At 54.1% G+C, this 11,638-nt stretch carries 14 protein-coding genes; 1 reads left to right on the top strand and 13 read right to left on the bottom strand.

The features are described from left to right. Positions 1 to 3: 3 nt before the first annotated feature. Entirely contained in the window at positions 4 to 354 is a 351-nt protein-coding gene (locus GCD22_RS18840) for a hypothetical protein (RefSeq protein WP_342353875.1), read from the bottom strand. Between the two features lie 398 nt (positions 355 to 752). On the opposite strand from GCD22_RS18840, the gene GCD22_RS08230 reads away from it, so the two are divergent. After that, positions 753 to 2,009, top strand: a complete 1,257-nt coding sequence (locus tag GCD22_RS08230; RefSeq protein WP_153940621.1) for a DDE-type integrase/transposase/recombinase — start codon at positions 753 to 755, stop codon at positions 2,007 to 2,009. Between the two features lie 92 nt (positions 2,010 to 2,101). Here GCD22_RS08230 and GCD22_RS08225 read toward each other — a convergent pair whose 3' ends face one another. The 12 genes from GCD22_RS08225 to GCD22_RS08170 all read right to left on the bottom strand — a co-directional run bounded on the left by GCD22_RS08225 (position 2,102) and on the right by GCD22_RS08170 (position 11,592). Further along, on the bottom strand, positions 2,102 to 2,887 hold the full coding sequence (locus GCD22_RS08225) for an HvfC/BufC N-terminal domain-containing protein (RefSeq protein ID WP_170286714.1): 786 nt from the start codon (positions 2,885 to 2,887) through the stop codon (positions 2,102 to 2,104). A 14-nt stretch (positions 2,888 to 2,901) separates the two neighbouring features. Next, positions 2,902 to 3,726 carry an MbnB/TglH/ChrH family RiPP precursor modification enzyme gene (locus GCD22_RS08220; protein WP_153940497.1) on the bottom strand — a complete coding sequence of 275 codons (825 nt, stop codon included), beginning with the start codon at positions 3,724 to 3,726 and terminating at the stop codon, positions 2,902 to 2,904. A 56-nt stretch (positions 3,727 to 3,782) separates the two neighbouring features. After that, a complete protein-coding gene (locus GCD22_RS08215) occupies positions 3,783 to 4,049 on the bottom strand; it encodes a hypothetical protein (protein ID WP_153940619.1) in 267 nt (88 codons plus the stop codon). 66 nt (positions 4,050 to 4,115) lie between these two features. Next, a complete protein-coding gene (locus tag GCD22_RS08210; RefSeq protein ID WP_153940499.1) occupies positions 4,116 to 4,733 on the bottom strand; it encodes a thioredoxin fold domain-containing protein in 618 nt (205 codons plus the stop codon). Positions 4,734 to 4,758: 25 nt separating this feature from the next. Continuing rightward, the gene (locus tag GCD22_RS08205) at positions 4,759 to 5,295 is read right to left on the bottom strand and encodes a thioredoxin fold domain-containing protein (protein ID WP_153940618.1); all 537 of its coding nucleotides are present in this window, start codon (positions 5,293 to 5,295) and stop codon (positions 4,759 to 4,761) included. 110 nt (positions 5,296 to 5,405) lie between these two features. Continuing rightward, positions 5,406 to 7,250, bottom strand: coding sequence for a protein-disulfide reductase DsbD (dsbD, locus tag GCD22_RS08200; RefSeq protein WP_153940617.1), 1,845 nt, complete (start codon positions 7,248 to 7,250; stop codon positions 5,406 to 5,408). A gap of 210 nt (positions 7,251 to 7,460) precedes the next feature. After that, positions 7,461 to 8,024, bottom strand: a complete 564-nt coding sequence (locus GCD22_RS08195) for an OsmC family protein (RefSeq protein ID WP_153940502.1) — start codon at positions 8,022 to 8,024, stop codon at positions 7,461 to 7,463. 74 nt (positions 8,025 to 8,098) lie between these two features. Further along, positions 8,099 to 8,437 (bottom strand): DsrE family protein, encoded by a 339-nt coding sequence (locus GCD22_RS08190; protein WP_153940503.1) that lies wholly within the window; start codon positions 8,435 to 8,437, stop codon positions 8,099 to 8,101. A gap of 15 nt (positions 8,438 to 8,452) precedes the next feature. Further along, entirely contained in the window at positions 8,453 to 9,724 is a 1,272-nt protein-coding gene (locus GCD22_RS08185) for an MFS transporter (protein ID WP_153940504.1), read from the bottom strand. Then, positions 9,721 to 10,080: an ArsR/SmtB family transcription factor gene (locus GCD22_RS08180; protein ID WP_153940505.1), complete on the bottom strand. Its 360-nt coding sequence runs from the start codon at positions 10,078 to 10,080 to the stop codon at positions 9,721 to 9,723. The genes GCD22_RS08185 and GCD22_RS08180 overlap by 4 nt, the downstream gene beginning before the upstream one ends. After that, positions 10,077 to 10,814 carry an MBL fold metallo-hydrolase gene (locus GCD22_RS08175; RefSeq protein WP_153940506.1) on the bottom strand — a complete coding sequence of 246 codons (738 nt, stop codon included), beginning with the start codon at positions 10,812 to 10,814 and terminating at the stop codon, positions 10,077 to 10,079. Before GCD22_RS08175 ends, GCD22_RS08180 begins: the two co-directional genes overlap by 4 nt. A gap of 244 nt (positions 10,815 to 11,058) precedes the next feature. Further along, a complete protein-coding gene (locus GCD22_RS08170) occupies positions 11,059 to 11,592 on the bottom strand; it encodes a TlpA disulfide reductase family protein (RefSeq protein WP_170286700.1) in 534 nt (177 codons plus the stop codon). Positions 11,593 to 11,638: the final 46 nt, after the last annotated feature.

The raw sequence follows: 11,638 nt of genomic DNA, 5'->3' as shown, positions 1-11,638 counted from the left end.
CACTCAGGAAATCGTCGCCATGATTTCCTGGAGACCATGGGGCCCCAAACCATGCTGGATGACCCACTGTTTCTGTCTGGTCCGATACAGCAGTGTGGGGGTAGCCTCTTCTCCCGTGCGAATCAGCAATTGGGTGTTGCGGTGTACCGCCCGACGAATGGACACTGGGGCGTTGACTGCGGGATGTATTCCGCCTTCTTCAGTGATCACATTAAAATGAGACTCATCAAAAGCCATGGCTTGCGTTGGGTGTTTTGCCATGAGGACTGCTTCTGCCTTAGCCGCACTGCTGGGCTTCAGGAAACCCACTAACACCACGCGCAAATGGAGTTTTCCAGTATGAATCAGCGGCAATGCCTTTTCATAGAACCTATGGCACCAGATACAATTGGGGTCCATAAAGGCGATCAATTCTGGACCGTGGTGTCCAATCCAAAACGTATCCGCGCGTTTCAGGGCGATCGCGATAGCACTTGGAGACCATGGTCTAGGTAATTTCCTAAATGCCCGGACACTGTGTGTGAATGCCGCTCGGGTCTGCGCCGGGGCATGTGCAGCAGAGTTTATTGCTGCCATGGACGGCACTGGCAAGGCTGCAAGGAGGAGCATGCAAAGCATACCAAGAAAATTCTGTTTCCGCATTTTATAGCCTTGTCCAATATGAAATGAGTCTGAAGGGTGGAACGTGTTTCTAACATGAAATGCGTCTGGAGTGAGCTGCAACGGAATTGGGTTCCGTTCATGATGGAGGGATGAAAGCCATCATGAAACTTGAAGAGTTAAAAACGATTGAACAACTCGAGACCTTTCTGTCCGGTACCCAGGCGGTGGCCTTTTCGGTCATGGGCGACAAGGACACTTGCTACCGCTGGATTCAGGGGGAACTGGTCAAGTTCCGGTATGTGACGTTGCCCCGCCCCGCCAGAGGGGTGGTGATCCGCTATCTGATGAAGGTCAGTGGTTACTCCCGTCAGCAGATCACCCGGCTGATTGCCCAGTATCGCCAACACGGTCGGTTACAGCGCCGCCAGCGCACGGTGGCTGGTTTCCAGCACCAGTACACCGCCGAGGATATCCGCCTGCTGGCGGCGATGGATGAGCGCCACGACACGCCCTGCGGTCAGGCCATCAAGAAGCTGTGTGAACGGGCCTGCACGGTCTTCGGTCAGGCCGAGTACGAGCGGCTGGCCGCGATCTCCGTGAGCCACCTGTATAACCTGAGAAAATCCACCACCTATACCCGCCAGCGCTGCCACTTTGCAAAGACCCGACCCAAAGCATCAACCATCGGCGAGCGGCGCAAACCCCAGCCCAACGGCCAGCCCGGCTATATCCGCATCGATACGGTCCATCAAGGCGACCTGGACAAACAGAAAGGCGTTTATCACATCAACGCGGTGGATGAACACACCCAGTTCGAGATCGTCGTGAGCGTCGAGAAAATTAGCGAGCACCACCTTATTCCGGCTCTGGAGCAGCTGTTGGACAGTTTCCCGTTTACCTTGCTCGGCTTCCACTCCGACAACGGCTCGGAATACATCAACAGACGGGTCGCTGGGCTGCTGGAGAAACTGCGCATCGAGTTCACTAAGTCCCGCTCACGTCATTCCAATGACAACGCCCTGGCCGAAAGCAAAAACGGCACTGTGGTGAGAAAGCTGTTCGGGTACAGCCATATTCCTCAACGCTGGGCGGCACTGATCAACGCCTTCAACCAACAGCACCTCAATCCCTATATCAACTTCCACCGTCCCTGCTTCTTCCCGGAAACCCACACTGATGCCAAAGGCAAACAACGTAAACTCTACCCCTATGAGAACATGATGACGCCCTATGACAAGCTCAAATCATTGCCCCAGGCAGAAAGCTATTTGAAACCCGGCGTAACCTTTGAAATACTCGACCAGCTCGCTTACCAGATCAGCGACAATCAGGCGGCGGACCAGCTCCAGAAGGCCCGTCAAAGACTATTCAAAACGATCCATGGACGGCCCCCAAAAACCGGTTGACAGGGCATTCTCTACAACCACTTCCCAGACTCATTTATGGATTGGAAAATACTTTTATCTCCTTTTAAAAAGCGTGGGTAAAGAATCAGAGCTTATTCAGATGGCCGGATACTCAGGATTCCTCCGTTTTGAAAGCCCTGAAGGATGAGATTAAATCTTCCATCTGGCTGGCTATACAGCCCCCACAACAGCGCATCTTCCAGCGAATTGCCAACACGCGTGAGCAGTCGAATGAACGCATATTCACCTGCCGACAGGGCCAAGAAACGGGGCCATCCAGGATGGTTCACCGCACAAATTCCAAATATAGTGGGTGCGTCATTGGCATCCTCACCCAGAGATTCTAACTCCACATCATGATGTAAGATCACAGACATTATGATTGGTTTGCTTGTACGTAACAGCGGGGGTTGTTGATCCAGATAGAGGGTTTTCCCTGACAGGTTCCCTAGAGGAATAGGCGCACCAGATTCATACAGATCAAAAGGATGCTCATAGACAAAGGCGCTCATATGGAAAAACCACTCCAGGCGCGCGAGACCTGCAAAGTCATGCTGGATTCTGTCGTAGTGGACTCCGCCCTGGACGGTCAGAAAGGATGCCAAGTGCTCACCATACCGCATGAGATCCGGATCAGTGGGTAGATCTGCGGCGATAAAGGTACTGACCAGTTCAGCGAATAACTCCTCACCCATCGCTGTGAGCAGGGCGGGATAAATAAACGCCAGAGATTCGGTAAGACGCTGTTGAATATTGTTTTGATAGATGCGAAAAGCTGACTGATGTTGGGCCATCAAGGAGTCTTCAGGCAGCGCTCCAACCGACGGGCCCACCTTCTGTAGTCGCGCTATCCATTGACGCTGCCATTGACGCAGCATGAGGCTATCGTCCTTCATTGGATCATACCGGAGACACAGCATTGGGCTGTCGCTAACAAGATCGGTAATGCCGGCAGGTCAGCATCCCACTCCAATATGCGGAGCGCGTTGGGAAAGCGATCACTGGCTTGGCGGAACAGGCTCTGGGTCGCAGGGCTGGGTTCGCGGCTGTGCGTGTCGACATGTACAGTGGATCCATTCAGAGTAACCTGTTCGCCGCCGGCCAAATGAATTTCTGTCACGGCATTCCGGGGTAAACTTTCGATAAAGGTAGCTGGATCCCCACCATGATTCAGAACATTGATGGATAGGTTCTCAACATCCAGCAGCAGCTCGCACCCCGCTTGTTCTACCAACTCGATCAGAAAATCCGTTTCCGAATATTCGTCCGCCCAATCAGGTTTCAGATAGGTGGCAATATTTTCCAATAAAATTGGTCGTCTCAGAAAATCCTGGACCTTATGCACACGCGATACCAGATGTCTTAAAACAAAGCGCCGCCGTGGAACGGGATACTGATCACTGAAATAGCGATTATTCAGGGAACACCAAGCGAGATGATCCGATACTCGTAATGGCTCATATCGATCGATCAGGGCGCGCAGCCTGCGCAGATAATTCATATTCAGGCTGTCTGCAGAAGCAATGGACAGACCAACGCCATGAAGACTTAGGGGATAAGCAGAGCGAATGTGATCCAGCGCATTAAGCCAGGAAACTCCCGCACTCATGTAATCTTCGCTATACACCTCACATGCCCCGATATCCGGTTTGGTATCGAGGACTTCATCCACGTGCGGGGCACGTAGACCAATCCCCATGGGGAGGTTCGCGGTCATGTCTTTTCTACCCGGGAGGTACCGGATCTCTTCTAGAGACCCGGAGGACCGATTGGTTACATGCCGGACTTGTGCGTTTGGGTCTTGCTACTACACCCATGACCCATCATGGAGTCCTTTTTCTTTTGTGTATGGCTTTTGCCACTGCAGCCATTACGCATCATTCCTCCACCGGCTTTGGCATTGGACTGGGTTTTCGCCGCGGGTGGGTTCATCATGGTCTCTGCATGAGCGACTGTTACCATGGTGCCGCCGGCCAGACAACTGGCCAGAAAGGCTCCAGCAATAGTTTTTGCTACGTTACGCTGATCTTGGTTATACATCTTCAATCTCCTTGTCATCAGACATGATATAACGACTTCTTTGCATGGCGATCAGCCACGCAAATTTTATTGCAAATGCGGCAACAATTCGGTGAGCTGCTTTTCTGAAATCATTCCTGGAATGCGACCCAGTTGCCCGTTTTTAACCCGATAAAGGATGGCTGGAGTCCCCTCAAAGCCCAGAGCACTCATCATGTCGAGGTTCTGTTTTAATTCTGCTGTCGTTTTGGCCGTGGGGGTGGCCTTGGGCAGCTGGCGGTAGCTACCACTGCGAAGTGCAGGACCCACAATAGTCTCGAAGTGTTTTAACGCCCTCAAGGGATGGGGTGACTGGAGCCAGGCGGCCGCTTCTGCGGGACTCTGGGGTGTCAGGAACGCAACGGGAACATAGCGCACTGTGAGCTTTCCCGCTTTGATCAGGGGTGCTTCATGCTCATACATGACATGACAGTAGGGGCAATTGGGGTCTTGAAAATCATAGATCACGGGACCGCTATGCCCTTCTTGAATGTAGGTGATGTGATGGGCCAGAATTTGGTTCCAGAGAATGGCTGCCGTCATTTTCTTGGGTGGTGCGGTCGGAGTCTGCGCAATGGCGAAAGGCATACCAGATAGCAACAAGCTACAACCCAGTATTCCGGTAAATAGCCATTTCTGGGCTTTTGTTCTGAAGCGGTTTTTCATGCCTACGGATTCTCCTGTACGTCGTTCATTTCAGATTCGGGAGCATAGTCAGCAGTTCCCCATGGGAGACCATGCCCGGAATTAATCCTGTGCTGCCATTTTTGTGCTCATACAGTATGGCTGGTACGCCCATGGAATGGGTGGTCTGCAGTATAGCCATATTGGTCTTCAGAGCCTGAATCGTGGGGGCTGTTGCTTTGGCCTGAGGTAAGCCAACCGGGCCGCTGGCCGTCATCGGTGCTGCGAAACTTTTTCCCGCCAGCGCTTCAAAATGCTGCAGTGTGGCGACGCGATCCGAAGACTGCAGTAGAGCAGCGGCCTCGGGCGTGCTGCTGGGCATCAGGTAAGCGACTGGAACATACCTTACGGTAAGTTGGCCTGCCTTGATCAGTGACTGCTCTTCGTCATACATGCTGTGACAATAGGGACAATTTGGATCAAAAAAATCATAAATGACAGGACCTTTGTGTCCCTCCTGGATATAGGTCAGGCGCTGACCTATATCCTTCCAATAACTGTTTTGAGACATTTTGGGTAAAGGCGGAAGTGCAGTCGTTGCCATGGCCGCTCCTGCCCACAGGACACCGACTAAAATACCGAATACCTTTGTTCGTTTTACAATGTGGTGCATAGGAATTTCCTCATCAGGTTCTTAGGGATAATGATCCGTCATCAATTGACCAGCTTTTGTTGCAGATGCTGTAGCAACGTTTCTGGTCCTTCATAACCTTCATATTGCGCAACCATGCGCCCATCTGGATTGACCAGCAAAACGGCCGGCGGTCCGAAAAGCTGAAAATGATGCAACAGTTCTCTGGACGCAGCATTACTGGCGGTGACATCCACCCGAATCAGGGTTAGAGGCTGCAAGGCGTGCTCAACGCGTGGATTATCGTAGGTTTCGACGTCCATACGCTGGCACTCAACGCACCACTTTGCCCAAAAGTCCACCAACACCGGATGCCCTTTTGCAGCGGTCAGTGCGGCTTGTAATTGAGACAGGCTGCGAACCATTGTGAAGTGGGGGGTTGCGTTCTGCGGAGTGGTTGCTGTCACGTCCCGATCGACAAAAGGCGCCAAAGGTTCAAGCACCAGAGTACCGCCAGCCAATGCCCCTATGCCCAGTGCGATGCCATACGCAAAGACCAGCAATCCGAATCCCTGCGCAAAGTGTTTCCAGCCGCCATGCTCACGGTTTTGCGCGTTGGAAGCAGAATGGAATGCCCCCATGTACACACTGGAAATGATAGCCAGAGCTGCCCACAATGCGAGCGTAAGCGGACCGGGTAGGATTCGGGATAGAAACCAGATGGCCACCCCAAGCAAGACGACCCCAAAAATGGCTTTAACGCCATTCATCCAGGCACCGGCCTTCGGTAGAAAATGTCCGGCCGAGGTGCCAATAACCAGTAACGGAACGCCCATCCCCAGTGCCAGAAGGAACAAGGCTATCCCGCCCAGGAGCAGGTTGCCGGTGTGGGCAATGAATAGCAAAGCGCCGGCCAGCGGTGCTGCCACGCAGGGGCCAACAATCAGGGCAGACAGGATGCCCATAATAAAGGCGCTGGAAAAGTGTCCCCCTTTCCCATACCGGGAGAGGCGCGATTGTATGGCCGTTGGCATCTGCAATTCATAAAAGCCAAACATGGAAAGTGCCAGCAGCACAAACAGCGCACTGAATCCGCTCAACACCCAGGGATTTTGGAAAAATGCCTGCAGGTAGGAGCCTGTTACGGCAGCGGCCACGCCGGCCACCGCATAGGTGAGTGCCATACCGAGCACATAGGCCAATGAAATCCAGAATGCGTGCCTACGCGATTGTCGAGTCGTCATCTGTGCGTCCCCATGACCAACCACGAGCGACGACAAAATTGGAATCATCGGGAAAATGCAGGGTGTGAAGGCCAAGCCCAATCCGGCGATAAAAAACAACAAGAGCGTGAGGGGAATCTCTGAACCATTTAATCCAGCAGCGAACTGGCTGTATTGACCGGATGCGCGTGCCGGATGGATTTGCATCGCTGGCGATGCGGTTGGGTGTGGAGGCGTACTGGATGTCGTGGCCATTGTGGCCGTGTTGCGAGTGACGGCTGTCGGTATGAGCGTATAGGCCTTGGTCTCCAATGGGTAACACACTCCGGCATTGGCACAACCCTGAAAACTGCTGGTCACCTGGATATGTTTTGGCGGACTGCCGGTGAAATGCACGGGTACCCGAATGGTGGTGGTGTCTCCTTCATACACAGCCAGTGTGCCCACTCCTGGAATGTGCATGGGTTTGCCCGGTGGCAAGGTATAAGGTCCTAGCTGCGCGGATGACGGTGTAAGGTGTACCGTGATGCGGTTACGGTAGAGGTGGTACTTCGGCGCCGCGATCCATTGAAGAACCACAATATTGTTGGGCGCCATGTGCGCTTTGAAGCGAAAGGCCTTGGCCGGCGCCAGAAACGGTGAAGCACTCGCCATCGGGGACAAAAAAGGCGCATTGGCCCATGCCGGCTGAGATGGGAGCAACATAGCGGCCAGTAACGGCCAGAACCATAAAAGAAGGGGGAGGGATCGCTGTCTGGTTTTCCGCATACGCTGCGGTCGTTTCTGAAAAGGACCACCTAAAAACTCAAGCAACATCTGCACTCCAAATCACCACAGTAAATTTATCAAACCGCCCACTGCGGCTTGAATTCTCATTGTAAAGGCAGAAAACATGCCAGAAGGTGCGACACGCGTTCAGATTTCGCGCACAAACTTCACATGCACGGGCGTGGGATGACGCACCATGTCCGTGACCGGCGATGTTTTTTGAACGTGGTCGAGCAGATCTGCGATGGCTGAATCCGATGCGTCGCTTTTCATGTGACAGGCAATGTTGATGTCGTGGCATCCCGCTCGAATCGTTTCCGACAGACCCAAAAAGCCGTGCAAGTCGATGTCACCGGTGACATCCAGCCTCATCGCTTCGATGGCAATACCCCGTGCGGCAGCATTGTAGGCGATCCCCACCGAAAGGCAGGCTGTTAGACCAGCGAGTAATAATTCAACCGCATTGGCCCCCTGATTACTGCCGAGCAATACGGGCGGCTCATCACCTTCCAACACAAAGGGCTGTTGTCGCGATTGATCTTCCTGTTTGACACCGTGGAAGCTCTGAATATGAGTTTGTACATGGGCTCCAGAGTGCCATTCTGTGCGGGCACGGAACTGAAATGCGGCCAAGGCAGGATCATTTTTTACGGCCTCAATGGTGGCCACGAGCTTCTGTACGTCCACTCCGTTGGGATGCTGTTGCGTCATGATCGTTCCTCCAGATTTTGTTGGTTTAGGAAGTTGTTAATTTTTGGAGTTAGAAATCCTTGAATGGTTCCCCGTCAGAAACACACGATTTCGTCTGCCGCGCTGATCCAGGTAGAGAGACCTTTCATGGAGCTTTTGTGGACTCCAGGCGGCAATGTTTCCATGGCTTGCGCTTTTAAAGAGCTTCCGCAGCACTGGACCTCCAGGCCCAATTCCAGCAATTCCCCCAGCAACGCGCGGGTGCTGTCGTTGGCCATAGGACTGGGTCGCAGAAGTTGTACCCCTTGTCCCGCAAGAAACAATCGGACGTCCTTATTGTCTGCCAACATGGCCCCGGCGAGTCGTACCGCCGTATCGGCGCGGGGGTTTTCCAAGTCTGGACCCGCATGCAGGATAATTAAAGCTTGGGTCATGAGTATGCTCCCATTCTAGAGGCTGCGAGGGTGGGTTTCCTGGACGGCAAAAGCAATCCATATACCCGATATGGCAACAATGGCTGCTGTCAGCCAGATTGCCGGCAGAATTTTATCGCTCCACTGGGCGACCAGACCGAGAATCAGTCCGCCAATGGCGTAGCCCGTATCGCGCCAGTACCGATAGGTGCCAAGGATCCGGCCGCGTTCCAGAGGGGGTGCCACATCGGACATGGCGGCGATCAGGTTGGGATAGAGAAGGGCCATGCCCAGGCCCATGACCGCCGCCGTAGCAATCCACGCGGTGAAGTGGCCGACCAGCGCAGTGCCTGCAAGCCCCGCAGCCAGCAGGGCGAAGCCTGCCAGGATGGGCGGTCTGCGACCGATGCGATCCGCTAGATGTCCGGTCCCAAATTGACCGAGCCCCCAGACCATCGCATAGATACCGGTGATCCAGCCGATTTGCACGACGCTCAAGCCGTGAAAACGGAAAAAGACCGGGAAGAGGACCCAAACTAGGGTATCGGCAATCTTGTTGGCGACCCCACCCTGGCAGAGGGCCCGATAGGTGGCGTCCCGAAAAGAAACGTGCAGGAAAGTCGCCCAGGTGCTGGCCTGAGAAGCCGTCTTTGAGGTTTCGGTCGATGGCTGACGCTGTGCATGCTCTGCGCGAACCCAATGGATAGTATCCTGGATCCCCAATAGCAGGAGTAGCGCAAGCGCAATGACCACGAGTCCGAAAGCCAACAGTGTCCAACGGGGACCGTAGACGACGGCAAGATAGCCCGTTGCGAGGCCCGCCAAACCTACCGCGATATACCCCACTGCCTCATTGATGCCGACCGCAAGGCCGCGCTGGTGGTTATCGGCTAGATCGATTTGGCTCGTGACGGTCATGGTCCAGGTAAAGGCCTGGTTTACCCCCAAAAAGACATTGGCGGCGATGATCCACCACCAGTTGGGAGCAAAAAAGATCATTAGCGGAATAGGAATCCCCGCCAACCAGCCCAGGAATAACACCCGCCTGCGACCGATTCGATCGGATAGCCCGCCGGCGACAAAGTTTAGAGCCCCTTTTACCAGGCCAAAGGAAATCACAAAGGAGGCGAGAAAAAGGAAGGCGTGGCTATCTACGCCAAAACGGTGACTCATGGCGGGAAGGACATTTCTCTCCATGCCGATGATCAAGCCTACGAAAAAGACCTGAACCGTTTGCAGGAGGAACTGACCTCGATTGACGCCAATTCCTCGAGTATAGGTCGCGGTCTCCTGAGACCCGGAGTTCATCCCTGATGCTCCTTGCGTAGAGGCACCACCGTCGCTAATGCCTCTTGAAGCTGGGTAGTGGTCTGCATTTGGTCCAGGATGAGATCGCGGACGATCTCGCACGTTTCCAAAACCTTGGGGCTGGTTAGACGATAGTGACAGAAGGTCCCGCACTTTTCGCAATGCACCAAGCCCCGAGCTTTCAGTACGCTCAGGTGCTGGGAAAGGTTGGCTTTGGAGAGGCTGATGAGTTCTGCCAATTCACCGGCATTTTTCTGTCCCTCGCCCAGATAATGGATGATTTCCAGGCGTTTTGGGTGCGCCAGGGCGGCAAATACCTCAGAAAATAGCGCATACCGAACCGTATCGTTCTTCATGCTGCTTTCCCCAGATTGATGGCAACCATGCGCGCCATATCGGCGGGCTTTTCGGGAATGTCCGCGGTAAGCGAACGAACGAAAGCCTCGCGCTTCATGGTGAGGTAAGGGTCCCAACGTTTTTCAAAACCCAGAGTCGAAGAGGGCTTCCCGGACAGGCCCGCACCGCAGACGCTCCCGGCCGCGTGCCCCGGGAAAATCTCCAAGTCATCGGGCAGGGTGAGCAGTTTTTGGTGAAGGCTGTCGAAGAGTTTTCCCGCCATTTCCTCCGGCGTTCCACCCAGATCGGGGCGTCCCACTCCGCCAACAAAGAGCGTGTCACCGGTTAGGGCAAACCAGGGGTCGGCACTTCTCCGCCGATCGCTGACCAGAAGACAGAGGCTGTCCAGGGTATGGCCGGGGGTGTAGAGCACTTGCGTTACGACATTTCCAGTTTTCAGGACTTCGCCGTCGTGAAGGCCGCGAATCGCAAACTGCACCAAGTCTACATCGCTTTCGTGCATGCAGTACGGTGCGCCAACCCGTTCCGCCAAGGCCCGCCCGCCAGATAGGTGATCCGCGTGAATGTGGGTGTCGATGACGAAGCTAATGGCAACTGCAGCCTTCTGTGCCTCTTCGAGGAACCAGTCCTCGTCGCCCGCTACCACATCCACGGCTACTGCGAAGCCCTTGCCTCCACATCCGTAGAAGTAGGACAAGGTACCGTCGGCGCTTGCGCGTTGTTTGAAGAACATGGTTCACCTCCAGCATTCAGAAGTTAAGAAATATTGCAACTAAAAGGTAGATAAGAACTTCTCCCCTGTCAAGATCGCGCCCTATGCTGCCAGTGGTGCTATAGGTGGCCGCCGATATCCAAACAGAGATGGAGCGCTGTCCCGGTGAGGACTACAGGGCAGCGAACGGTAGAGTGCAATCGACAATGCCGTCGCGCCAGACATCCCTATCAGGAACATGCGCACGTTGCTTGATGGATACTCTCTAAACCCAAGTCCACAACAACTTCCAAACAATCACGGGTAGCGCTATGGCCCCGACATAGCGTCCCACGATTCGCCCCTTCCCATTGACGAGTATACTGGTGGGAGTCAGGACCACGCCGCCTAGCGCCTGGCTGACACCCTGGCCGGCGGCCAGATACTCTGGATAGTTGATGCCCAACTCGCGCATCCTCGCACGTACGGCTTTCGCTGTACTTCCATTTACGCCAATTCCAATAATGCTAAAGGACTTCCCGCCGAACCACTGCTGCAGTTGCACCAACGCTGGGGTCTCGGCCAGGCAAGCCGGACAGTCTGGTGCCCAGAAGTTGATAAGGATCATTCTCTTCGGCACCGCTGGCAGTTCAATAGGCCGACCACTCAGGCTTCGGACAATTAAACTCGGTAGTTGTTGGGGGGCTTTTACCGCCATAGGGCTGCCTCGCCACTGCGTAAACGCATAGACTCCAATCAGCAGCCCGATCCAGATAACAAACTCTATCCAAAACTTTCTTTTTTTCAGTAAAGAAAGCATGGTGGATATCCTCGCCAAGAGGCGCCTGGGCAAATATCAAGAGTCA

Origin of the sequence: Acidithiobacillus thiooxidans ATCC 19377 (assembly GCF_009662475.1) — a bacterium.
GTDB lineage: Bacteria > Pseudomonadota > Gammaproteobacteria > Acidithiobacillales > Acidithiobacillaceae > Acidithiobacillus > Acidithiobacillus thiooxidans.
The sequence above is the reverse complement of the archived record's forward strand: the minus strand, read 5'-3'. Positions and strand labels throughout refer to the sequence as shown.

Bases quoted from the DNA above. Each gene is read 5' to 3' on its own strand.
- GCD22_RS08205 (WP_153940618.1), bottom strand. From the start codon at position 5,295: ATGGCAACGACTGCACTTCCGCCTTTACCCAAAATGTCTCAAAACAGT.
- GCD22_RS08195 (WP_153940502.1), bottom strand. From the start codon at position 8,024: ATGACGCAACAGCATCCCAACGGAGTGGACGTACAGAAGCTCGTGGCC.
- GCD22_RS08230 (WP_153940621.1), top strand. From the start codon at position 753: ATGAAAGCCATCATGAAACTTGAAGAGTTAAAAACGATTGAACAACTC.
- GCD22_RS08225 (WP_170286714.1), bottom strand. From the start codon at position 2,887: ATGCTGCGTCAATGGCAGCGTCAATGGATAGCGCGACTACAGAAGGTG.
- GCD22_RS08220 (WP_153940497.1), bottom strand. From the start codon at position 3,726: ATGACCGCGAACCTCCCCATGGGGATTGGTCTACGTGCCCCGCACGTG.
- GCD22_RS08170 (WP_170286700.1), bottom strand. From the start codon at position 11,592: ATGCTTTCTTTACTGAAAAAAAGAAAGTTTTGGATAGAGTTTGTTATC.
- GCD22_RS08210 (WP_153940499.1), bottom strand. From the start codon at position 4,733: ATGAAAAACCGCTTCAGAACAAAAGCCCAGAAATGGCTATTTACCGGA.
- GCD22_RS08180 (WP_153940505.1), bottom strand. From the start codon at position 10,080: ATGAAGAACGATACGGTTCGGTATGCGCTATTTTCTGAGGTATTTGCC.
- dsbD (WP_153940617.1), bottom strand. From the start codon at position 7,250: ATGTTGCTCCCATCTCAGCCGGCATGGGCCAATGCGCCTTTTTTGTCC.
- GCD22_RS08185 (WP_153940504.1), bottom strand. From the start codon at position 9,724: ATGAACTCCGGGTCTCAGGAGACCGCGACCTATACTCGAGGAATTGGC.
- GCD22_RS08215 (WP_153940619.1), bottom strand. From the start codon at position 4,049: ATGTATAACCAAGATCAGCGTAACGTAGCAAAAACTATTGCTGGAGCC.
- GCD22_RS08190 (WP_153940503.1), bottom strand. From the start codon at position 8,437: ATGACCCAAGCTTTAATTATCCTGCATGCGGGTCCAGACTTGGAAAAC.
- GCD22_RS08175 (WP_153940506.1), bottom strand. From the start codon at position 10,814: ATGTTCTTCAAACAACGCGCAAGCGCCGACGGTACCTTGTCCTACTTC.